The organism is Zoogloea sp. (assembly GCF_028689785.1).
In the GTDB taxonomy this organism is placed as follows: Bacteria; Pseudomonadota; Gammaproteobacteria; order Burkholderiales; family Rhodocyclaceae; genus Zoogloea.
In genome coordinates, this window is sequence record NZ_JAQVCN010000003.1 from 1 (window position 1) to 21,011 (window position 21,011).

Genomic DNA, 21,011 nt, shown 5'->3' on the forward strand with positions numbered 1-21,011 from the left:
AAGCCCGGCCTGCTCTTCATCACCGCCCAAGGTGGTGAGCGCTTCCGCATCGTGGAGCAGACGACCCGCCCCGACCGCCTGCTCACCGCGCACATCACCCTGCTGCCCGAACCGCCGGTGCAGCCCTTGCCGCAAGCCCTTGAGGATGTGCTGCCCCTGCTCCGGGCCATTGTGGCCGACGCGGGCGAGGAGGCCTTTCCGCTGCCCCATCGTTTTGACGACGCCACCTGGGTGGGCTACCGCCTGGCCGAGATCCTGCCCATCCCGGTGCAGGCCCGCCAGCGCCTGCTGGAGCTCGACGACCCCATCTCGCGGCTGGAAATCATCCAGGCCTACCTGCGTCAGCACAAGCTGCTGGGGGACGACTGAGAGGGTATGAGAAACCCGCTTCCCTCCCTTCGACCTTGAACCGGTGAGCGCTTACGGACGGCTTTCCGTTGTACGACGTCACATTGGCCGGGGACTCGCCCCCGGCAGGCGACCTTCTTTCTTGTTGTACGACAAGAAAGAAGGCAAAGAAACGTACCCCGCTGTCGCGCCCCCTTCGGGGGTTCCCTCCTTCCGGCAATGCCGGGCGGGGTCTTCGCAAACTCGCCCTGCGGGCTCAAACATGCGAAGCCCTCTTTCCGCCCGTCATCACCTCCAGTCGGCACGCCAGAGGGGAGAGGAAATGCAGGTGATCAACGGCCAGTGCCCGACTCAAGTTCCGCAGGGGCTCGGTGCATCCGAAAAGCCCGTTCCGACCCCGCCGAGCAGCGCACCAGCAGGCGGGGCCTTCCGGCGCGGCTGTCTGAGCCCGAAGGGCGAGTTCCGCGCCGGCCGCCTGCTGGGAGCAGCGCAGGGCAGTCGGCCGTAGGCCGACCGGGGGTGGCGGGTCGCCTTCTTTGCCTCCTTTCTTGGCGAAGCAAGAAAGGAGGTCGCCCGCCGGGGCGAAATCCCGGCCAACCTCACGCCAAGCAACGGAACGCCCGCAAGTAAGGACTCAAGCCTTACCTGTCGGGGCGAAAACGCTTTCCACGCTCAACGCGAACATCACCAATGAATTCGACCCCACGGGCCTTCAGTCCGCCCCGGCGAGCAGGTCGCGCTGGGTGAGCTGCAGCAGCAGCTTGCGCACTGGGGCGGGCAGGGCCGCCTCGTCGAGCCGGTCGAGGGGGTGCCACAGCAGGGTGGCTTCGTTGCAGGCGGAGGGTGTGTCCACCTCCACCGCCTCGGGCTGCAGGTTCAGGGTGAAGTGGGTGAATACGTGCCTAAAGCCGGCCAGCCGCTCCACCTTGCGTACCGTCAGGCCGAAGCGGGTGCGCACCCAGCTGGCCGTGTCTGCATCTTCGGGCAGTTCCGGCAGGCTCTGCAGGCCGCCCCAGATGCCGGTCGAAGGGCGGCGCTCCAGCAGCACGGCGCCGTCGGCCAGGATCACCGCAAAGCGTCCGTCCCGCTCGCGAACCGCCTTTTTCGGGCGGGGTGTGGGCAGCTCGCCCACCCGGCCGTCGCGCAGGGCTACGCAGCGCTCCGCCACCGGGCAGCGCCCGCAGGCCGGGCGGCCGCGGGTGCACACGGTGGCACCCAGATCCATCTGGGCCTGGGTATACACATCCACATCGCGGGTCGGCAGCAGGCTCTCGGCCAGAGCCCACAATGAGTTCTCCACGTTCTTGCTGCCTGGAAAACCGTCGATGCCGAAGCAGCGGGTCAGCACACGCTTGACGTTGCCATCAAGGATCGCCGCCCGGGTACCGTGGGAGAAAGCACTGATCGCCGCCGCCGTGGACCGGCCGATGCCCGGCAGCTCGGCCAGCACGGCCGGATCCACCGGAAACGTGCCCCCGTGGCGAGTCATCACCGCCTGGGCGCACTTGTGCAGGTTGCGGGCGCGGGCGTAGTAGCCGAGGCCGCTCCACAGGGTCAGCACATCCTCCACTGGCGCCGCGGCCAGGCTGGGCAGGTCAGGAAAGCGCGCGAGGAAACGGACGTAGTAGGGGATCACCGTGTCCACCTGGGTCTGCTGCAGCATGATCTCCGACAGCCACACCCGGTAGGCATCCCGCACCTGCCAGGGCAGGCCGTGGCGGCCGTGCCCGCGCTGCCAGGCGATCAGGGTTTCTGCAAATGTATTCAATCTCTTAACCCCTCGACGGTGGGGCCCCGCGCGGCGATAATGCGGGCCCCCTACAGGCTTCAGGCCCGCCCCGGTGGCGTGGCTCAACCGACTTCGACATGACTGTTCCCAAGAATGATCCGGCGGTCCGCGCCTTTCGCGACACGCTGGGCATGTTTCCCACCGGCGTTACGGTCATCACCGCCCGGGCCCCCAGCGGCGAACCCATCGGGCTCACCGTCAGCTCCTTCAACTCCGTGTCCCTGACGCCGCAGCTGATCGTCTGGAGCCTGTCCGGGCATTTGCCCAGTGTGCCCATCTTCGAGAACGCGGCAGTGTACGCGATCAACGTGCTCGCCGAAGACCAGCAGGACATGTCCCAGCGTTTTGCCAGCCGCCGCGACGACAAGTTCGCCGGCCTGGATTACACCGAAGGCGTCGATGGCGTGCCCCTGCTGCCCGGCTGCGCTGCCTGGTTCCAGTGCCGCCAGTTTGCCCGTCATCCCGGCGGCGACCACGTCATCTTCATTGGCGAGGTGATCCGTTTCGAGTCCGGCGAGGCGCGCAAGCCCCTGGTCTTCCAGGGTGGTTCCTACCGCCGTCTCGCGTAAGGCATGCATCCCCCGCGCTGGATCGAAACCGGTCGCGGCTCCCACGGGCTGGTGTTTCTGCATGGGGTGAGCGGCGGGGCCCTGGGGGCCAGCGATCTGCTGCCGCGCATCACGCCGTCGGGATGGCGTGGCCTGGCCTGGGACATGCCCGGCTATGGCAGCAGTGCGCCCATCGATCCTTTTGATTTCGACGGCTTGGCCACCGCTCTGGTGGCACTCATCGATGCCGCGGGATTCGACCGGGTGGCGCTGGTGGGCCACAGCATGGGCGGCATGGTGGCCCTGCAGACGGCGGCTGCCTTTCCCAACCGGGTGTCCGGCCTGGTGCTGGCCTGCTGCACGCCCGCCTTCGGCGCCCGTGGTGGCCCTCAGCAGCAAGCCTTCCTGGCCCGCCGTGTCGGGCCGCTCGACGATGGCGCCTCCATGCGCGAACTGGCGGTTGAGCTGATCCCCACCATGGTCGGCCCTGGCGGTGACCCCCAGGTGGTGGGCGACGCGGTGGACGTGATGGCCGCCATTCCGCCGGCCAGTTACCGGTCCGCCATGCGGGCGGTGGTGGGCTTCGACCAGCGCGCCGCGTTGGGTGGGCTGACCATGCCGGCCCTGGTCCTAGCCGGCACCCACGACAAGGTGTCTCAGCCGCTGGTGTTGCAGCGCATGGCCGAGCGCATTCCCAATGCCTGCTACCGCGAGCTGGATGCCGGCCACCTCGCCCCCTTCGAGGAGCCCGAGGCCTTTGCCGAGGCAGTGCAGGCTTTCCTGGCGGGGCTGGATAGTGCCCCTGTCACTTTCGTGCTCTAGGGTTCAACGCTTTTCAGGCCTATCGCCGCCATGCAAGAAAGCCCCTTCAAAGGCAAGACCGGCCTCACCCGGGTGTGGAACGCCTTCCACTATTCCATGGCCGGCCTGGCCGCCGCCTACCGCAACGAAGACGCCTTCCGTCAGGAGGCCTGGCTGGCAGCGGTGCTCATCCCGCTGGCCCTGTTCCTGCCCGTTTCCGCCCTCGGCAAGGCCCTGATGATCGCCAGCGTGCTGCTGGTGATCATCGTCGAGCTGGTCAATTCGGCCCTCGAAGCCACCGTGGACCGCATCTCCCTCGACCATCATCACCTGGCCAAGCGCGCCAAGGACATCGGCAGCGCCGCAGTCTTCGTCGCCCTGGTCAATGTGGTGGTAGTGTGGAGCCTCATTCTCTTTGCCTGAGCACACGCCATGACCTCTCCCTCCGGCAAGAAGCCCTGTGTCAATTGCACCTGCGCCACTACCGGCTTCTGCCCGCGAGGCGTGGGCGCCAACATCCCGCCGGAGCTCGCCGCCCAGCAACCGCCAGTCCGGGCCAGGCCGCTTTCGGCCGGGCAGCAGCGTCGTGAACAGCTCCGCCAGCTGCCCGGAAAGCGCCGCGCCATGCGCTTCTGAGCGCAGCCCCCGCAGCAGGGCCCGGCTTTGTGTCGAGCTGGCCGTTCTCCCGTGAGAGAATCGCGCCCCTCGTTTTTTCCCTCCCGGACCCTCCCATGACCGAGTCGACCCACGCCATCTCAGGCCTTGTCATCCACCGGCTGATCCGCGCCGCCGAGGGCCCGTCCCAGGTAGAGCTACGGCCCGCCGCCAACCCTCTCGACGAGCCCGCCGCGCGCCTGATGGAGCGCCTGTGCCGGCACTTCGCCGAGCGCCCGGGCAAGGGCTTCGGCTGGTTCGAGAAGGATGAGCGCAGCTTCCCCATGCCGCGCCTGGTGCGCGAGCATGCCATCGAGCAGAGCATGGATTTCGCCACCCTGTCGAAGGAGATGGTGACCCAGCTGCAGCAGCGGGTGGACGAGGACAAGATGGACGAGGGCGGCTACGTGCTCATCGCCCGCGCCACCGTGTTCGGCGCCGACTGCCTCTACGTTGCCCTGCTGCAGGAGACCCTCGGGACGGTGATCGGCGACGGCCTGAGCATCCAGGACAGCCCGCACCTGGATTTCTCGGCCCTGCAGGTGGCCGGGCGCATCGACATCAGTGCCTGGCAGGCTGGCGCCGAGCGCTACATCAGTTTCCTCAAGGGGCGCGGCGACGTGGCAGGCTGGTTCAAGCGCTTCCTCGGCTGCACGGACGTGGTCATCGCCCTCAAGGAAACCAAGAAGCTGGTGGAGACCCTCAGCCACTTCGCCGAAACCCAGCAGCTTGACGCTGCCGAGCGTGACGAACTGCTGGAGCGGGCCCACCTGGTGCTCGAAGAGATGGGCGACAGCGGTGCCGCCCTCAACCTGGAGGCCGTGGCCGGGCAGATCTTCCCCGACGCCCCGCAGAAACTCAGCGCCACCCTGCAGGACGAAGCCCTCGACCTGGCCAGCGGCTTCGTCCCCGACAAGCGCGCCCTGCGCCCCCTGATCCGCTTCAAGGCCAGCGCCGAAGACTGGAAGCTCGAATTCGAACGCAGCGGCCTGCGCTCCGGTGCGGTGCAATACGACAAGGCCAGCAATACCCTGGTGCTCACCAACGTCCCGGAGAACCTGAAGAAGCTGCTGCTGGAAGAGTGAGCCCGGAGGGCATTGAAACCGCGTGAGCTTGCTTGAGCGGGCCCGCCTTTGTGGGGGCGAATTCATCCTACCTCACTCGCCCAAGTCATCGGCATGCCTTTAATCCGGGACCGCGGTCGAATGAATTCGACCCCACGGGCCTCAGCTGCGCTGGCGTTTGATCACTCGGATCGGTGCTTCGCCGGCGATGGCGCGGGCGCGGAGCTGGCCGCAGCCGCCGTCCACGTCCTGCCCGGCGGAGTTGCGCAGCTTGGTGAGGATGCCGCGGCGGTGGAGCTGGCGGGCGATGTCGGCGGCCTTCTCCCAGGCCGGGCGGCGGTAGGGCAGGTCGGGGATGGTGTTGTAGGGGATCATGTTCATGATCGCGTACTTGCCCGACAGCAGGCGCACGATGCCGTCGAGCTCCTCCGGGGTGTCGTTGATTCCGTCCAGCAGGGTCCATTGGTACTGGATCGGATAGCCAGTGGCGCGGGCGTAGGCTTCACCGCGTTCGACGATCTCTTCCGGCGTCATCGGTGGTGCCTTGGGCAGCAGCTCGGCGCGCAGGTTGGCCCGGCTGGTGTGCAGGGACAGGGCCAGGGCCGGCTTGACCGGGCCCTCGGGCAGGCGCTCGAAGACGCGCGGGTCGCCCACCGTGGAGAACACCAGGTTCTTGTGGCCGATGCCGCCCTCGCTGCCGAGGAGCTGGATGGCCTCCAGCACGTTGTCCAGGTTGTGGGCGGGTTCGCCCATGCCCATGAAGACCACCTTCTTCACCGGCCGGCGGGCCCGGGCCAGCACCACCTGGGCGACGATCTCGGCGCTGCCCACCTGGCGCAGCAGGCCGTCGCGGCCGGTCATGCAGAACACGCAGCCCACCGCGCAGCCCACCTGGCTGGAGACGCACAGGCCGTCCCGGGGCAGCAGCACGCTTTCCACGGTCTGGCGGTCGCCCAGCTGCACCAGCAAGCGCGCCGAGCCGTCCTCGCCGGGGTGCTCGGCGTGTACCCGGGCCAGGCCGGCCAGTTCGGCCTCCAGGGCGGGGAGGGCGGCCACCACGCCAGCGGGCAGGGCCGGGCCGCGCCGGCTCGGGCCGGCATCGAGGGGCAGGGCGTGGGTCCAGGCGCGCAGCATGCGCTGGACATGGACAGGCTTGGCGCCGAGGTCGGCGAGCCGCTGGTGGAGGTGTTCGATGCGCATGAGGGGGCGAATGATAGGCCATTTCTGCCCTGTTTTCAGGGGGATGCATACGGCCGGGGGGGCCGCGGGGGACGGCTCCGGAAGGCGGGCCCGGGTGAGGTGGCTTCAGTTTGGCGTGATTGCGCCGTTATGACGGGCCATGCCCTCGCGCCTTCGCCTTGGATACCCAGGCTTCTTCGTTCTTGTTGCCCTGGCTATCGGCGCACCCCTGGTGTTCCTGCTAGTGTCGGTTCTTGGCGACCTGCATCGGCAGGCCGAGCGGGATGCCCGCAATGTGGTGGGGGTGCTTGAGGCCCGGCTGGAGGCCACCCTGCGGCGGGCCCAGGCGGGCCTTGAAGAGCTCGCCACCGACACCTCGCCGTCCGTCTTCGAGGCGGACGTATCCCCGACCCAGCGTCAGTTGCTGCAGCGCCATCTGGCACTCAAGGCCCGGCATTTTCCCGAGATCACCGGTTTCCGCCTGATCGACACCACTGGCGCCGTGCGCTATGCGTCGGAGATCGGGGAGCCCCGCGCATCGGCCGCCGGGCGCAGCTACTTCGAGGCCCTGCGGGCGAATCCGGCGCTGCCGCTGGTGTTCTCGGAGGTGGCGGTCGGCCGCATGGCGGGGCGGTCGCAGCTCTTCATGGCGGTGCCGATCCGCGATGGAGCGGGGCGTTTCGCCGGGGTCGCCATGGCACCGCTGGAGCTGGCCTATCTGGAAAGCCTGTTCAATGCCGTCGATCTTGGGCCGGGCGGGGTGATCACCTTCCGGCGTTCCGACGATGGCCGCCTGGTGCTGCGCCGTCCGGCCGAGCCGGGGCGGGTCAATCAGACCCTCAGCAACAACCCCATGCATTTGCGGGTAGAGGCCGGTGAGCAGGAGGGGACCATCCGTTTCGAGGCCGCCATCGACAAGACCGAGAGGGTGTATGCCTTCAAGCGCGTCGGGAGCTATCCCTTCTATGTGGCCGCAGGGATTGCCCGCCGCGACTACCTGGTCCACTGGCAGCGCAACGCCGTCGGTGTGCTTGGGGCGACAACGCTCTTCCTGGTGCTGCTGGGCCTGCTGCTGGGCCGTCTGTACTTCACCGAGCAGAACCGCCGCCGGGCTGACCGGGAGTTGCAGGCCAGTGAAGACCGCTTCCAGCTACTGCTCAACTCGGTGGGTGAGGGTATCTGCGGCATGGATCGGGATGGGCGCCACCTGTTCTCCAACCCGGCGGCGTTGCAGATCCTCGGCTACCACAGCGAGACCGAGCTGCAGGGGCAGAACATTCCGGCGCTGTTGCACACTCATGATGCGGTCGGCCGGCCCCTGGCCCCGGACGCCTGCGTGATCCGCAGGGCGGTGAGCGTGGGCACCGCCGTGCACAGCAATGACGGGCTGTTCACCCGGGCTGACGGCAGCTTGCTGCAGGTGCGTTTCGATGCCTATCCGCTGGTCAAGGACGGCGCCCAGATGGGTGCAGTGCTGCTGTTTTCCGACATCACCGAACGCCGTCGCAACGAGGCGCGGATCGAGTTCCTGGCCCATCATGACCCCCTCACCGCCCTGCCCAACCGCCTGCTGGCGGAAGATCGCTTCGAACAGGCCCGCGCCCAGGCGGCCCGGGCAGGCGAGCGGGTCGCCCTGCTGTTCCTGGATCTGGACGGCTTCAAGACCATCAATGACTCCCTCGGCCACGACGTGGGCGACGAGATGCTCAAGGCCCTGGCCACCCGGCTGCGCCAGCAGCTCCGGGAGGCGGACACGGTGTGCCGCCTGGGAGGAGACGAGTTCCTGGTGATCCTGCCCGGGGTGCGTGACCTGGACGGCCTGACCCTGCGTATCGGCCGTCTGCTGGCCAGCGTGGAGGCGCCTGTGGCGTTGCCGGGGCGCCAGCTATCCACCTCGGTGTCCATTGGAGTGGCATTGTTTCCGGGGGATGGGCGGGACTTCACCACCCTGATGAAGAAGGCCGACACGGCCATGTACCACGCCAAGGACGCGGGCCGGAACACCTATCGCCTGTTTGACGAGGCCATGAACCAGCATGTGCAGGAATCCCTGCGCCTGCGTTCCAACTTTCAGCGCGGTCTCGACAACCGGGAGTTCGTGCTGCACTTCCAGCCCCTGCTCGACCTGCGCAGCGGCCGGGTGGTCGGGGCCGAAGCCCTGCTGCGCTGGCAGGACCCGGAGCGCGGCCTGTTGCCGCCGGGGCTGTTCATCCCGGTGGCCGAAAGCAGCGGCATGATCGTGCCCCTGGGTGCCTGGGTGCTGGGCGAAGCTTGCCGCCAGGCAGCAGCATGGCGGGCCTCGGGGTTCGATCTGGTGGTGGCGGTGAATATCTCGGCCATCCAGTTCAAGCGTGGCGGCATCGAACGGACAGTGGCCGAGGCCCTGCGCGACAGCGGCCTGCCTGCCCACTTGCTGGAAGTCGAGCTGACCGAGAGCACCCTGCTGCACCAGACCGACGAGGTGCTGGCCACCCTTCACCAGCTGCGCGAGTCCGGCGTGCGCCTGTCCATCGACGATTTTGGCACGGGCTACTCCAGCCTGGCCTATCTCAAGCGGCTGGCGGTGAACAAGCTCAAGATCGACCAGTCCTTCGTGCGCGATCTGACCAGCGACCCGGAAGACTCGGCCATCGTTCGGGCCATCATCGACATGGCCCACAGCCTCAATCTCAGCACCATCGCTGAAGGGGTGGAGAACGCCGAGGTGCTGGCCGTGCTGCGCCAGTTCGGCTGTGACGAGGTTCAGGGCTACTACTTCGCCCGCCCCCTGCCGGACGCCGAGTTCCGGCGTTACCTGGAGACCCGGGAGCAGGCGCTGGGGTAAAGTGGCGGGCATGCACGCCCCGCCACGCCTCTCCGAAGCCGACGTCGAGTTCACCGCCATCCGCGCCCAGGGGGCGGGCGGGCAGAACGTGAACAAGGTGTCCAGCGCCGTGCATCTGCGTTTCGACATCGCCGCCTCGACACTGCCCGACGCCATCAAGGCACGTCTGCTCCTGCTGGGGGACCAGCGGGTCAGCAAGGACGGGGTGGTGGTCATCAAGGCCCAGGAATTCCGCAGCCTCGACAAGAACCGCGCCGAAGCCCTGCGCCGCTTGCAGGAGCTGGTGGACAGCGCTGCCCATGTGCCGAAAGCGCGTCGCCCGACCCGCCCGACCCGGGGCTCGGTCACCCGGCGCCTGGAGGGCAAGGCCCGCCGCAGCGCCGTCAAGGCCGGCCGCGGGCGGGTCGATTGAGGGCGTGAGGCGGCGGCCGGCCCAGCCGTCACCCAGCCATCACCTCCGCGTCACATCCGTGCAGCATGCCGCCGCAACACTGCATGCATGGACCGCGCCGGACTCGTTTGCCAGGAAATCGCCCATCCACTGACCTACCTCCGGGTGGCCGTGGTGACGGAGACCTATCCACCTGAAATCAACGGGGTGGCGATGACCACTGGCCGCATGGTGGAAGGCCTGGTGGCTGCCGGGCACCGGGTGGATCTGATCCGCCCCCGCCAGGCCCATGAGGGGGGGGCCATCCAGCTGCCGGACGGAGCCGAGGGGGTGGAGGAGATGCTCTCCCGCGGCATTCCGTTGCCCCGCTACGCCAACCTGCAGCTCGGCTTGCCGGCCCGAAAGGTGCTGCTGCGGCGCTGGTCGACCCAGCGCCCCGACGTGGTTCAGGTGGTGACCGAAGGCCCCTTGGGCTGGTCGGCGCTGACGGCGGCGCGCAAGCTGCGTCTGCCGGTGATCAGCGAGTTCCACACCAATTTCCATCGCTACAGCGGCCACTATGGGGTGGGCTGGCTGAAGCGCCCCATCGCCGCCTACCTGCGCAAGTTCCACAACCGTGCCGACCTCACCCTGGTGCCCACCCGGGCCCTGTGCGGTGAGCTGGCCGGGCAGGGCATCGCCCGGGTTGACGTCGTCTCCCGGGGTGTGGATACCACGTTGTTCGACCCGGCCCGGCGTAGCGCGTCCCTGCGCCGCAGCTGGGGGCTGGAAGAGGATGACCTGGCGGTGGTGTACGTGGGGCGCATCGCCCCCGAGAAGAACCTGGCCCTGCTGGAAAGGGCTTTCGAGGCAATCCGCGCCCGTCAGCCCCGGGCGAGGCTGATCCTGGTGGGCAGCGGCCCGGCCCAGCAGGCCTTGCAGGCGAGGCAGCCGGCGGCAGTGTTCTGCGGTTCCAGGACCGGCGCCTTCCTGGCCGAGCACTACGCCAGCGGTGACCTCTTCCTGTTTCCCAGCCTGACTGAGACTTACGGCAACGTGGTGGCCGAAGCTCTGGCCAGCGGCCTCCCGGTGGTCGCCTACCGGGACGCGGCGGCCCAGGAGTTGATTGCCCACCGGGAGCACGGCTGGCTGGCCGAGCCGGGTGATGAGGCCGCTTTCATCGCTGGCGCCGTGACCCTGGCCGAAGCCCCCGAGCTGCGCGCCCACCAGCGCCTGGCCGCGCGGGAGCGGGTGGCCAGCCTGGCCTGGCAGGCCATCGTCGAACGCCTGGTGGCGCTGCAGCGCCAGGTCATCCTGAGTTCCCCCGTCTCCGCCCGGAGGTAAGCCATGTTTGCCCTGCCCGCCCGACTTCAGCTGCTCGATGATCGTCTGGCGGTGCGCTCCAACCGCCTCTCCCGTTACCGCGGCCTGCGCGACCTGATGCGTGCGGTGAGCCGGCTTGGTGACGGGGTGGCCTGGTACACCCTGGCCGCCTGTCTGTACGTGTTGTTTGGCGCCGAGGCCCTGCCGGCCCTGCGCCACATGCTGGTGGCCGGTGTGCTCGGGGTGGGGATCTACAAGCTGCTCAAGACCCACACCCTGCGCCCGCGCCCCTTCGAGGTGGTGAGCGACGTGGTGTGCACCGGTTGCCCTCTGGACAAGTTCAGCTTTCCCTCCGGCCACACCCTGCATGCGGTGAGCTTCTCCCTGATCCTCGCGCATCACTTTCCGGCCCTGGCCCCCGCGGTCTTCGGCTTCGCCGTGCTGGTGGCCGCATCGCGTCCGGTACTGGGGCTGCACTACCCCAGCGACGTGCTGGCAGGTGCAGCGATCGGTGCCTGCCTGGGGCACGGGGTGATCGCCCTGCTGTAACTGGCGGCGTCGTAGGACGCTCGATACGGTCCTCCGTGGGGGCGACTTCAGTCGCCCCCACGGGCGTAAGCCAATGGAAAGCCATCGGTTCAACGGGGCGCGGCCGAATGGCATGAACGGGCAACATTCGCGCCAGGCGTGGAAGGCGCTTCCCTCTCGCCGTCGGCATTTGCCCTCAGGCTCTCAGAAAGAGGTCTTCGGGCAGGGGCAGGCAGGCGCGCAGGATGCGGTCGGGGGTTGCGTCCAGGCGCGCCCGGGCTGCCAGCGGTTCCACTTCGGCGGTCCATCCCGGCAGCTCGCCCTCAAGCAGGCGGCCAAGCTGGCCCAGGCGGCGGCCGGTGTGGCTGAGGTAAAGGTTGAAGCGGCGCTGTACGCGTCGGTCCATCAGCCGGGCGGCGTGGTAGAGCCCGGTGTGGAGGTGGCTGCTGCGCAGCCAGCTTTCACCCCGGGTCAAGGTGTTCAGGGCTTGCCCGACCCGTTCGGGAGGGCACTGAAAGGCCCGTGACATCAGCGGGGTGAGAGTAGTGCCGGCGTCTTCAAGCAGGCGCGCGGGGCGGCTGAACAGGTGGCCTGCCACATGGCGGTCCATGGCCCATTCGACGGCCACGTGGGTGGTGATGTCCGATTCGAACCACAGACGCTCGTGGGCCGGTACGAAGTGGTTGTGGGCAATGATGTCGGCCATCAGGTGGCTGGCGTAGCCGAGCACGGCGGCGTGCTCGGCGTCGCTGCGGGCGGCCTCCATCAGGGCATGCAACTGGGGCCAGCGGTGGCTGCTGGTGAGGGCCTCGGCGCCAGCGCTGCGGGCGGTCAGGGCCACATCGGGCAGGCAGGCGCCGGCCATCACCAGCTGTGGATGGCGTCGGGCCAGGCGGCGCAGGGCCGGGTCGGCGAGGGGGATGGCCCACAGCAGCAGTTGAGCGAAATAGACATGGGTGTACAGGCCCCAGGCCAGAGCGTCGGTGCTGCTCAGCAGCAGGGGCAGCAGCCACAGCAGCTTCCAGCGGGTATGGCGGGGCAGGGCGGGGGCATCCATGCGGCGACTGTGCCCGGTGGCCGTGACAGGCACGTGCCAGGGAGGTGTCAGGCCGGTGACGCTGCGGGGTATGATCCATTGTCCGGTCTCCATCGGGGCACATGAAGTCGCCCGTGCGCGTTTGCCCACCGACCGGGATATCCCCATCTACAGACTCGCCAGCCTGCGCCGATAGCAAGTGATGTCTCCACGGTTTTTGCCCATGCCGGCAGCCCTTGTCCGAGCTGGAACATGAGCTCTTCACCCCCTGCGTCCGGCCTGTCTCCGCTTCCCTCCCCGCCGGGGCTGGAGCCCGAGGCAGCGCCGCGGTTCTGGCGCTTCGAACGGTTTCTCGTGCTGGCCGTGGTGCTCACCAACCTGGCTGCGGTCCAGCTTGCCTGGTTCAGTCTTGCCGAAGGTCGCCAGCGGGCCGAAGAGCTGGCCACCCTGAGTACCCGCAACCTCGTCCAGGTGCTCGACCATAGCCTGAGCGGTGTCGGGCGCACCATCGACGTGACCCTGCGGGCGATTGTGGAGGAGATCGAGCGGAGCGTCCGCACGGGGCACCTGCCCCCGCCAGACGAGGTGTTGGCTCTGCTGGCCCGCTACAAGGCGTGGTTGCCGGAGACCGAGACTTTGCGCGTCTTTGATGGCGATGGGCGGTCCCTGCGCGGCGCACAGGCTGCTGCCGGCAGCGAGGTCAGCGAAGCCGGACGTGACTACTTCAAGCGTCTGGCCGGCGAGTCCGAGCCGGGCATGGTGGTGTCACGCCCCTACTTCGACCGCAGCACAGGGAAGTGGGTGGTGTCTTTCGCGCGCCGGCTGGGGCTGCCTGATGGCCGTTTCGGCGGTGTGGTGGCGGCAACGGTGTCGGTGGATTACATGGCCGAGATGCTTGCCCGGCCCGACCTGGGGCCGGGGGGGATGGCCATGCTGAGCTACGAGGATCTGGGCCTGATCAGCGTGCACCCGCCCCTGGCCGGGGGGCTCAAGGAGATAAGCAATGCCGCGATCTCCGATGAACTGCGCCAGTTGCTGGGCGCAGGGGGAGGGGCAGGCAGCCATCAACCCCGGCGCATGCTCGATGGGGTCGAGCGGATCAACTCGGTGCGCCGGGTAGAGGGGCTGCCTTTCATGCTGGTGGTAGGGATGGCCAGCGAGAACTATCTGGTGGCGTGGCATCGCGACGTGGCCCATACCGGGGCTCTGCTGCTGGTGTTCGTGCTTACCAGCATCGGTTCTGCGATGTTGGTGAGCCGCTACTACCGGCGCCAGCAGGTCCATGCCGCGCGGCTCCGGGAGGCCCTGGCTGATCTGCGCGACCGGGACCAGGCGCTCGGCATCACCGAGCGGATCGGCGGGCTGGGTGTCTTCTCGATAGACCTGCGTACCGGCTTGTCCCACCGCTCTGCGCAGCTGATGGAGATTTTCGGGGCAGCCCCGGAGAAGGGCTTTCCCCTGGATGCTTGGCGTGCTGGTCTGCACCCGGACGACCGGGTCGAGACCCTGGCCCGCTTTGATGAGGGTACCTTGCATGGGGGGCGGGCCTTTGATCACGTTTACCGTTTCATTCGTCCGGACGGAGAGGTGCGCTGGATCCACGGCCTGGCAGGGGCCGAGCGGGACGCATCCGGCGCGCCCGTGCGCATTCATGGTGCAGTGCAGGACGTGACTGACCGGCGGCAGGCCGAAGCCTCCCTCAAAGAGGCTTTCGAAGAGTACGAGCGCCTGGTGGCGAGCATTCCGGTAGGGGTCTTCAAGCTGCACTGGTGCCCCGCCGGAGGCAGCCGTTTCGAGTACGTGAGCCCGCGTTTCTGCGAGCAGCTCGGGCTGGATGCGGCCACTGTGCTGGCGGACCCGCGGGTGCCTTACCGGCAGATACTCAAGGATGACCGGGCGTCGTTCAGACAGGCCCAGGCCAGGGTCGAGCGCAGCCTGAACTCCTTCGAGTGGGAGGGGCGCATCCGGATTCACGACCGGATTCGCTGGATTTCGGCCATTGCTCGGCCGAGCCTGCAGCCTGATGGCTCGGTGATATGGGAGGGCGTGCAATCGGACGTGACCGACCGCAAGATCGCCGAGATCGCCTTGCGGGAGAGCGAGGAGCACTACCGTCTGCTGCTCCAGCATTCGCCCGTGGGGATCGTGAAGTACGACACCCGGCTCAAGGTCAACTACTGCAACCAGCAGTTTGCCCAGATCATGACCGCGCCACTCGATTACATGCGCCAGCTCGACTGCAGTACGCTCCGTGATACGCGGGTGGTGCCTGCCCTGCGGGATGCCATTGCTGGGCGCGTCGGGCGCTATGAGGGGCCCTACCAAACCACCTACGACGGCCACAATCTCAACATCGCCATGAACTGCGCTCCCCTGCGTGACGAGGCCGGGCAGATCATCGGCGGCATTGCCATTCTCGAGGACATCACCGAGCGCCTGCTGAAGGACCGGGAACTGGCCCGCTATCGGGACAGCCTGGAAGAACTGGTGGCCGAGCGCCTGGCCCGCGTGAAGAGCGAGTTCCTGGCCAACATGAGCCACGAGATCCGCACTCCCCTCAACGGGGTGCTGGGCCTGGCCCACATCGGCTTCCGGGAGAGCCGCGGCCGCGACAGGGCGCGGGACACTTTCACTCGCATCCTGTCCTCGGGGCAGCTCCTGCTGGGCATCATCAACGACATTCTCGACTTCTCGAAGATCGAGGCTGGCAAGCTGCGCATCGAGGCCATCCCGGTGGATCTGGCCAAGGTCGTCGGCGATACCCTTGACCTGATGGAGGAGCGTGCCCAGGCCAAGGGCTTGGCCCTGCGTTTCCGGCGGGTTTCGGCCTTGCCCGAGTCCTGCATCACCGATCCGCTAAGGGTCGGGCAGGTGCTGCTCAACCTGCTTTCCAACGCCATCAAGTTCACCGAGCAGGGCAGCGTGACCCTGGCGGTCGGGCGGGAGGGCGAGCACCTGGTCTTTGAGGTCAGCGACACCGGGATCGGCATGAGTGAGGAAGAAGTGGCCAAGGTGTTTGCGCCTTTTGAGCAGGCCGATAACTCCACCACCCGCAAGTTCGGCGGCACCGGGCTCGGGCTCACCATCACCCACCGCATCGTCGAGTTGATGGGCGGCACCCTGCGGGCCCACAGCCGTCTCGGTGAAGGTAGTTGCTTTGAGGTGCGTCTGCCCTGTGTGGTGGTGGATGCGGTGGCCGTCCAGCACAGCCTGGCCGGGCCCGAAGCGTTGCCGGGCATCGATGGGGCAAGGCTGGCGGGCCTGCGTGTGCTGGTGGCCGAGGACAACGACGTGAACCAGATGGTGCTGGAGGAGCTGCTGGTCAGCGAGGGCGCCAAGGTGGTATTGACCGGCAACGGCCAGGAGGCGGTGGATTGCCTGCACGCCCAGGGGCCCCAGGCCTTTGACGTGGTGCTGATGGACGTGCAGATGCCGTTGATGGACGGCTACGCGGCGACCCGCGCGATCCTCGCCCTGGCGCCCCATCTTCCGGTGATCGGCCAGACCGCCCACGCCTTTGACGAGGAGCGGGCCCGCTGCGCCGAGGCCGGCATGATCGACCACCTGGCCAAGCCCATCGATCCGGAGGAAATGGTGCGGGTCATCCTGCGCCACACCACCGGGCGTCTGCCGGCGGGCCTGCCCGGCTAACGCTGCCCGATCCGTGCGCCCTTGAACAGATCGGCCTGCCCCCGGGGCTGGCAGCGCCAGTACTGGGGCGCCGCGTCCACCTGGGCGCCCAGCCTGGCGGCTGCGTGCCAGGGCCAGCGGGGTTCGTACACCATGGCCCGGGCCACGCCGACCAGGTCGGCCTGGCCGGTGGCGACGATGGCCTCGGCCTGCTCGGCCTCGGTGATCAGGCCCACGGCGATGGTCGGCAGCCCGGTTGCGGCTCGGATGCGCTCGGCGAAGGGCAGCTGGTAGCCGGGGCCAAGGGCGATCTTCTGCAGGGGCGAGAGGCCCCCCGTGGATACGTGGATGAAGTCGCAGCCCCGCGCCTTGAGGGCCTCGGCCAGCACCACGCTCTGCTCCAGATCCCAACCACCCTCCACCCAGTCGGTGGCGGAGATGCGCATGCCCACCGGCTTGCCCGCCGGGAAGGCGGCGCGCACCGCGTCGAAGACTTCCAGCGGAAAGCGCAGGCGATTCTCCAGGCTGCCGCCGTAGGCATCGTCGCGCTGATTGGCCAGGGGCGACAGGAACTCATGCAGCAGATAGCCATGGGCGCCGTGCACCTCGATGGCGTCCAGGCCGATGCGCGCAGCACGCAGGGTGGCGGCCACGAAGGCCTCGCGGATCCGCCGCAGCCCCGCCGCATCCAGGGCCAGCGGCGAGCGTTCGCCCGGGGCGTAGGCCAGACCCGACGGTGCGGCCGTCTCCCAGCCCCCGTCGGCCAGGGGGATCAGCTGGCCGCCTTCCCAGGGCACATGGCTGGAGGCCTTGCGCCCGGCGTGGGCCAATTGCACCGCCACCGGCATGGTCGAATAGCGGCGGATGGATTCCAGCACCCCGGCGAGGGCGGCTGCGTTGTCGTCCGACCACAGGCCCAGGTCGGCCGGCGAGATGCGCCCGATGGCTTCGACGGCGGTGGCTTCGATGATCAGCAGGCCCGCACCGGACAGGGCCAGGTTGCCCAGGTGGATGCGGTGCCAGTCGGTGGCGTTGCCGTCCACGGCCGAGTACTGGCACATGGGGGGAATGACGATGCGGTTGGCGAGGGGCAGGGTGCCAAGGGTGTAGGGCGAGAACAGGGCTGACATGGGAGGCTCCGGTTTTTCGGGACCCGGGGATGATAGCGCTGCGGATGGGGTGGCGGACCCTTGATTCAGGTCGGGCTTTCCCGGCCCGGGGTGGCGCAGAATGCGGCGCTGCGGGGTCTTGATGCCCGATAGGCACCTTGTATCGACTTCATTCCATCAATCAATTAGACCAATTTCCCGGGGTTTTCTAATATTCGTTCTGTCTTCTCCAGATCCATTCCGACAACCACTTGGGAGCACATCACATGGCCATCATCAACAGCACCGTCAAACCCTTTGCTGCCACCGCCTACCTCAACGGCAAATTCGTCCCCGTGACCGACGCCGACCTGAAGGGCAAGTGGTCCATCTTCTTCTTCTACCCGGCTGACTTCACCTTCGTGTGCCCCACCGAGCTGGGCGACATGGCCGACTTGTACCCGGAGTTCCAGAAGCTGGGCGTCGAGGTGTATTCCGTCTCCACCGACACCCACTTCACCCACAAGGCCTGGCACGACGCCTCCGATACCATCAAGAAGATCAATTACCCGATGATCGGCGACCCCACCGGCGCCATCACTCGCGGTTTTGACGTGATGATCGAAGAAGAAGGCCTGGCCCTGCGCGGTACTTTCGTGGTGAACCCGGAAGGCCAGATCAAGGTCGCCGAGATCCACGACCTGGGCATCGGCCGTGACGCCTCGGAGCTGCTGCGCAAGGTGAAGGCAGCCCAGTATGTGGCCTCCCACCCGGGTGAAGTCTGCCCCGCCAAGTGGCAGGAAGGCGACGCCACCCTGGCTCCGTCCCTGGACCTGGTCGGCAAGATCTGAGCCACCGGAATTCCGGCGTCAGGCGCTTTCCCCGAGAGCGCCTGGCGACGCGATTCAACCCGAATCCCTCGTTAGAGAAAGGACACCACCATGCTCGACGCTACCATCAAGACCCAGCTCAAGGCCTACCTCGAAAAGCTCCAGCGCCCGATTGAACTGGTTGCCTCCCTGGACGAAAGCGCCAAGGCGGAAGAACTGCGCGGCCTGCTCAAGGACATCGCCGAGCTCTCGCCCAAGGTGGCCCTGCGCGACAACGGCACCCACACCCTGCGCCCGTCATTCGGCGTGGCCGAGCCGGGTGAGGCACCGCGCATCCACTTTGCCGGCATCCCCATGGGGCACGAGTTCACCTCCCTGGTGCTGGCCCTGTTGCAGACCGGCGGCCACCCGCCCAAGGTGGACCAGGCGGTGATCGACCAGATCAAGGCCCTGCCTGGCAAGTTCGCCTTTGAGACCTTCATCTCCTTGTCCTGCCACAACTGCCCGGACGTGGTGCAGGCTCTCAACCTGATGGCGGTGCTCAACCCCGGCGTGACCAGCACCATGATCGACGGTGCCCTGTTCCAGGACGTGGTCAATGAACGCAAGATCATGGCCGTGCCCACCGTCTTTCTCAACGGCGAGAGCTTCGGCCAGGGGCGCATGACCATCGAGGAGATCCTCGCCAAGGTGGATACCGGCGCCGCGGCCCGGGCTGCCGAAGAGATCTGCGCCAAGGAGGCCTTCGACGTGCTGGTGGTGGGTGGTGGCCCGGCCGGCGCGGCGGCGGCGATCTACGCCGCCCGCAAAGGCATCCGCACCGGCGTGGTGGCCGAGCGCTTTGGTGGCCAGGTGATGGACACTCTGGGCATCGAGAACTTCATCTCGGTGAAGGAGACCGAAGGGCCCAAGCTCGCCGCGGCGCTGGAGCAGCACGTGAAGCAGTACGAGGTGGACCTGATGACCCTGCAGAAGGCCACCAAGCTGGTGGCCGGGGATCTGATCGAGATCCAGCTGGAGAACGGCGCAACCCTGAAGAGCAAGTCGGTGATCCTGTCCACCGGGGCCCGCTGGCGCGAGATGAACGTGCCCGGCGAGAAGGAATACAAGGCTAAGGGCGTGTGCTTCTGCCCCCACTGCGACGGCCCCCTGTTCAAGGGCAAGCGCGTGGCGGTGATCGGTGGCGGTAACTCCGGTGTGGAAGCGGCCATCGACCTGGCCGGCATCGTAGCCCACGTGACCTTGCTGGAGTTTGCCGACACCCTGCGTGCCGACGCGGTGCTGCAGAAGAAGCTCTACAGCCTGCCCAATGTCACGGTGATCAAGTCGGCCCTGACTACCGAGGTGACCGGCGACGGCCAGAAGGTGACTGGCATCCGCTACAAGGATAGGGTGAGCGGTGCCGAGCAGCTGGTGGAACTGGAAGGCATCTTCGTGCAGATCGGGCTGCTTCCCAACACCGACTGGCTGAAGGGCGCCATCGAGCTGTCCGACCGGGGCGAGGTCATCATCGACGCCAAGGGTGCGACTTCCCTTCCGGGGGTGTTTGCGGCGGGGGACTGCACCACCGTGCCCTACAAGCAGATCATCATCGCCATGGGGGCGGGGGCCACTGCGTCCTTGAGTGCCTTCGATCACCTCATCCGTAGCTCGGCCCCGGCCTGAGCCAGCGGAAAAAAACGGGGAGGGGGCTTGTCATGCGGCTTTCGGGCCGTATAATCCGCCCCCTTCTTTCCCCGCCGCCGGGCAGCCTCTGGCACGGATGGCATTCAGGGAAAGGCGTGCGTCCTTAGCTCAGCTGGTTAGAGCGCCACGTTGACATCGTGGAGGTCGGCGGTTCGATTCCGTCAGGACGCACCAGTCCCCATTCCGAAACCCGCCCTGGTGGCGGGTTTTTGCTGTCTGCCCGGTGCGCAGCCGGATCAGTCTGGCGCCTTGTACACCAGCACCTTCAGCGCCCGGTCGCTGGACACATCCACAAAGGCGGGCGGGTTGGGCAGGCGCTCTACAAAGGCGAGCCCGGGGGCCAGGGCCTGCATCTGCTCCTGCAGAAAGGCCACCCCCAGCTTGGGCGAGTTGAGGCACAGCAGGGCGTGGCCGCCGGGGGCCAGCAGATCGGGCAGGCGGCGCATCAGGCGGGCGTAGTCCTTTTCCGCCACGAAGCTGCCCTTCTGGTAGCTGGGCGGGTCCAGCACGATCAGATCGTAGGGGCCGCCGCGGCTGATCTTGCCCCAGGACGCAAAGATGTCATGGGGCAGGAAGCCCGCCCCGCCCTTGATCCCGTTGAGCAGGTGGTTGCGCTTGCCGATGGCCAGGGCTCCGTCGGCCATGTCCATGTTGGTCACCTGTTGCGCGCCGCCCAGCAGGGCTGCTACCGAGAACGAGCAGGTGTAGGCGAAGAGGTTGAGCACCTTCTGCCCGGGGCGGGCGGCCATGTGCTCCCGCACCCAGCGCCGGCCCTCGGCCATGTCCAGGAAAAAGCCGTGGTTGAGGCCGCGCAGCAGGTGCACCGCAAAGCGTGCGCCGTTCTCGGTGATCACATGGGGCTCGGGCACGCTGCCGGCCATCAGACGCGTTTCGGCCCGGGCCTCGAAGCGGTACTGATAGACCCAGTTGAGAGGCTCGGTGGGCTTCAGCTCGGCCCAGCGGGCTTTGAGTGCGGCGTCGATGGAAGCCAGTTCGGCCTCTGTGGCCGGCAGAAAGCTGGTCAGCAGCCAGACGGGCGGAAAGGCATCCAGCGTCCATTGCTCGCAGCCGGGGTACATCCCGCCGCGACCGTGGAACACGCGTCGGGCGTCGCTGGGCAGGGGCAGGCTGGCTATGGCTTCGAGGAGGGCTTGCATGGGGGCGCGACATTGTTTGAGCGGCCCGCAATTTACCAGACAAGGCACTCCCGCCCGGAGGTGGGGCGCATCGCCATCCTTGATCGACTGTCTCGCGCCGGCACCGTATCAGGCCCGCGAGCAGCAGGGCATGGCGGCGGGGCGGGGTAACCGAGG

18 protein-coding genes and 1 tRNA gene are annotated in these 21,011 nt (G+C 67.7%); 14 read left to right on the top strand and 5 right to left on the bottom strand.

The genetic code is table 11. The features are described from left to right. Positions 1-369 (top strand): LON peptidase substrate-binding domain-containing protein (locus PHI64_RS02180; RefSeq protein ID WP_366945114.1); only part of this gene is annotated, 369 nt, incomplete at its 5' end. Positions 370-1,060: 691 nt separating this feature from the next. Here PHI64_RS02180 and mutY read toward each other — a convergent pair. After that, on the bottom strand, positions 1,061-2,116 hold the full coding sequence (gene mutY, locus PHI64_RS02185) for an A/G-specific adenine glycosylase (protein WP_299877889.1): 1,056 nt from the start codon (positions 2,114-2,116) through the stop codon (positions 1,061-1,063). Between the two features lie 98 nt (positions 2,117-2,214). Here mutY and PHI64_RS02190 point away from each other — a divergent pair, with 98 nt between their 5' ends. From PHI64_RS02190 to PHI64_RS02210, 5 genes are all read left to right on the top strand, one after another. After that, positions 2,215-2,706 (top strand): flavin reductase family protein, encoded by a 492-nt coding sequence (locus tag PHI64_RS02190; RefSeq protein ID WP_299877891.1) that lies wholly within the window; start codon positions 2,215-2,217, stop codon positions 2,704-2,706. 3 nt (positions 2,707-2,709) lie between these two features. Then, positions 2,710-3,507 (top strand): alpha/beta hydrolase, encoded by a 798-nt coding sequence (locus tag PHI64_RS02195; RefSeq protein ID WP_299877893.1) that lies wholly within the window; start codon positions 2,710-2,712, stop codon positions 3,505-3,507. 30 nt (positions 3,508-3,537) lie between these two features. Next, the gene (locus PHI64_RS02200; RefSeq protein WP_299877896.1) at positions 3,538-3,909 is read left to right on the top strand and encodes a diacylglycerol kinase; all 372 of its coding nucleotides are present in this window, start codon (positions 3,538-3,540) and stop codon (positions 3,907-3,909) included. Between the two features lie 9 nt (positions 3,910-3,918). Next, positions 3,919-4,122 carry a hypothetical protein gene (locus PHI64_RS02205; protein WP_299877899.1) on the top strand — a complete coding sequence of 68 codons (204 nt, stop codon included), beginning with the start codon at positions 3,919-3,921 and terminating at the stop codon, positions 4,120-4,122. A gap of 95 nt (positions 4,123-4,217) precedes the next feature. After that, positions 4,218-5,225: a nucleoid-associated protein gene (locus PHI64_RS02210; protein ID WP_299877902.1), complete on the top strand. Its 1,008-nt coding sequence runs from the start codon at positions 4,218-4,220 to the stop codon at positions 5,223-5,225. A gap of 141 nt (positions 5,226-5,366) precedes the next feature. Here PHI64_RS02210 and PHI64_RS02215 read toward each other — a convergent pair whose 3' ends face one another. Continuing rightward, positions 5,367-6,404, bottom strand: coding sequence for an RNA methyltransferase (locus PHI64_RS02215; RefSeq protein WP_299877905.1), 1,038 nt, complete (start codon positions 6,402-6,404; stop codon positions 5,367-5,369). A gap of 139 nt (positions 6,405-6,543) precedes the next feature. Between PHI64_RS02215 and PHI64_RS02220 the strand changes: the two genes are divergently transcribed. The 4 genes from PHI64_RS02220 to PHI64_RS02235 all read left to right on the top strand — a co-directional run bounded on the left by PHI64_RS02220 (position 6,544) and on the right by PHI64_RS02235 (position 11,449). Further along, positions 6,544-9,207 carry an EAL domain-containing protein gene (locus PHI64_RS02220; RefSeq protein ID WP_299877908.1) on the top strand — a complete coding sequence of 888 codons (2,664 nt, stop codon included), beginning with the start codon at positions 6,544-6,546 and terminating at the stop codon, positions 9,205-9,207. 10 nt (positions 9,208-9,217) lie between these two features. Then, entirely contained in the window at positions 9,218-9,619 is a 402-nt protein-coding gene (gene arfB / locus PHI64_RS02225) for an alternative ribosome rescue aminoacyl-tRNA hydrolase ArfB (protein WP_299877911.1), read from the top strand. A gap of 87 nt (positions 9,620-9,706) precedes the next feature. Then, positions 9,707-10,921, top strand: coding sequence for a glycosyltransferase family 1 protein (locus tag PHI64_RS02230; protein ID WP_299877914.1), 1,215 nt, complete (start codon positions 9,707-9,709; stop codon positions 10,919-10,921). 3 nt (positions 10,922-10,924) lie between these two features. Beyond that, a complete protein-coding gene (locus PHI64_RS02235; RefSeq protein ID WP_299877917.1) occupies positions 10,925-11,449 on the top strand; it encodes a phosphatase PAP2 family protein in 525 nt (174 codons plus the stop codon). A gap of 175 nt (positions 11,450-11,624) precedes the next feature. Here the strand turns inward: PHI64_RS02235 and PHI64_RS02240 are convergent, their stop codons facing one another. Beyond that, complete coding sequence (locus PHI64_RS02240) at positions 11,625-12,485, bottom strand: zinc dependent phospholipase C family protein (protein WP_299877920.1); 861 nt, start codon at positions 12,483-12,485, stop codon at positions 11,625-11,627. A gap of 231 nt (positions 12,486-12,716) precedes the next feature. On the opposite strand from PHI64_RS02240, the gene PHI64_RS02245 reads away from it, so the two are divergent. After that, positions 12,717-16,115 (top strand): ATP-binding protein, encoded by a 3,399-nt coding sequence (locus PHI64_RS02245; RefSeq protein WP_299877923.1) that lies wholly within the window; start codon positions 12,717-12,719, stop codon positions 16,113-16,115. Here PHI64_RS02245 and PHI64_RS02250 read toward each other — a convergent pair. Continuing rightward, positions 16,112-17,224 (bottom strand): NADH:flavin oxidoreductase/NADH oxidase, encoded by a 1,113-nt coding sequence (locus tag PHI64_RS02250; RefSeq protein ID WP_299877926.1) that lies wholly within the window; start codon positions 17,222-17,224, stop codon positions 16,112-16,114. The genes PHI64_RS02245 and PHI64_RS02250 overlap by 4 nt on opposite strands. Positions 17,225-17,469: 245 nt before the next feature. Here PHI64_RS02250 and ahpC point away from each other — a divergent pair, with 245 nt between their 5' ends. The 3 genes from ahpC to PHI64_RS02265 all read left to right on the top strand — a co-directional run bounded on the left by ahpC (position 17,470) and on the right by PHI64_RS02265 (position 19,872). Further along, on the top strand, positions 17,470-18,033 hold the full coding sequence (ahpC, locus tag PHI64_RS02255; RefSeq protein WP_299877929.1) for an alkyl hydroperoxide reductase subunit C: 564 nt from the start codon (positions 17,470-17,472) through the stop codon (positions 18,031-18,033). 90 nt (positions 18,034-18,123) lie between these two features. Continuing rightward, positions 18,124-19,677: an alkyl hydroperoxide reductase subunit F gene (gene ahpF / locus PHI64_RS02260; protein WP_299877932.1), complete on the top strand. Its 1,554-nt coding sequence runs from the start codon at positions 18,124-18,126 to the stop codon at positions 19,675-19,677. 118 nt (positions 19,678-19,795) lie between these two features. Then, a tRNA-Val gene (locus PHI64_RS02265) sits at positions 19,796-19,872 on the top strand. Positions 19,873-19,934: 62 nt separating this feature from the next. Here the strand turns inward: PHI64_RS02265 and PHI64_RS02270 are convergent. Next, entirely contained in the window at positions 19,935-20,855 is a 921-nt protein-coding gene (locus PHI64_RS02270) for a class I SAM-dependent methyltransferase (protein ID WP_299877935.1), read from the bottom strand. Between the last annotated feature and the right edge of the window lie 156 nt (positions 20,856-21,011).

Excerpts from the sequence above, each read along its gene's own strand:
- PHI64_RS02190 (WP_299877891.1), top strand. The coding sequence starts at position 2,215 with ATGACTGTTCCCAAGAATGATCCGGCGGTCCGCGCCTTTCGCGACACG.
- PHI64_RS02210 (WP_299877902.1), top strand. The coding sequence starts at position 4,218 with ATGACCGAGTCGACCCACGCCATCTCAGGCCTTGTCATCCACCGGCTG.
- PHI64_RS02215 (WP_299877905.1), bottom strand. The coding sequence starts at position 6,404 with ATGCGCATCGAACACCTCCACCAGCGGCTCGCCGACCTCGGCGCCAAG.
- ahpC (WP_299877929.1), top strand. The coding sequence starts at position 17,470 with ATGGCCATCATCAACAGCACCGTCAAACCCTTTGCTGCCACCGCCTAC.
- PHI64_RS02270 (WP_299877935.1), bottom strand. The coding sequence starts at position 20,855 with ATGCAAGCCCTCCTCGAAGCCATAGCCAGCCTGCCCCTGCCCAGCGAC.
- PHI64_RS02235 (WP_299877917.1), top strand. The coding sequence starts at position 10,925 with ATGTTTGCCCTGCCCGCCCGACTTCAGCTGCTCGATGATCGTCTGGCG.
- PHI64_RS02230 (WP_299877914.1), top strand. The coding sequence starts at position 9,707 with ATGGACCGCGCCGGACTCGTTTGCCAGGAAATCGCCCATCCACTGACC.
- PHI64_RS02250 (WP_299877926.1), bottom strand. The coding sequence starts at position 17,224 with ATGTCAGCCCTGTTCTCGCCCTACACCCTTGGCACCCTGCCCCTCGCC.
- PHI64_RS02240 (WP_299877920.1), bottom strand. The coding sequence starts at position 12,485 with ATGGATGCCCCCGCCCTGCCCCGCCATACCCGCTGGAAGCTGCTGTGG.
- PHI64_RS02220 (WP_299877908.1), top strand. The coding sequence starts at position 6,544 with ATGCCCTCGCGCCTTCGCCTTGGATACCCAGGCTTCTTCGTTCTTGTT.
- PHI64_RS02195 (WP_299877893.1), top strand. The coding sequence starts at position 2,710 with ATGCATCCCCCGCGCTGGATCGAAACCGGTCGCGGCTCCCACGGGCTG.
- PHI64_RS02205 (WP_299877899.1), top strand. The coding sequence starts at position 3,919 with ATGACCTCTCCCTCCGGCAAGAAGCCCTGTGTCAATTGCACCTGCGCC.
- arfB (WP_299877911.1), top strand. The coding sequence starts at position 9,218 with ATGCACGCCCCGCCACGCCTCTCCGAAGCCGACGTCGAGTTCACCGCC.
- PHI64_RS02245 (WP_299877923.1), top strand. The coding sequence starts at position 12,717 with ATGAGCTCTTCACCCCCTGCGTCCGGCCTGTCTCCGCTTCCCTCCCCG.
- ahpF (WP_299877932.1), top strand. The coding sequence starts at position 18,124 with ATGCTCGACGCTACCATCAAGACCCAGCTCAAGGCCTACCTCGAAAAG.
- PHI64_RS02200 (WP_299877896.1), top strand. The coding sequence starts at position 3,538 with ATGCAAGAAAGCCCCTTCAAAGGCAAGACCGGCCTCACCCGGGTGTGG.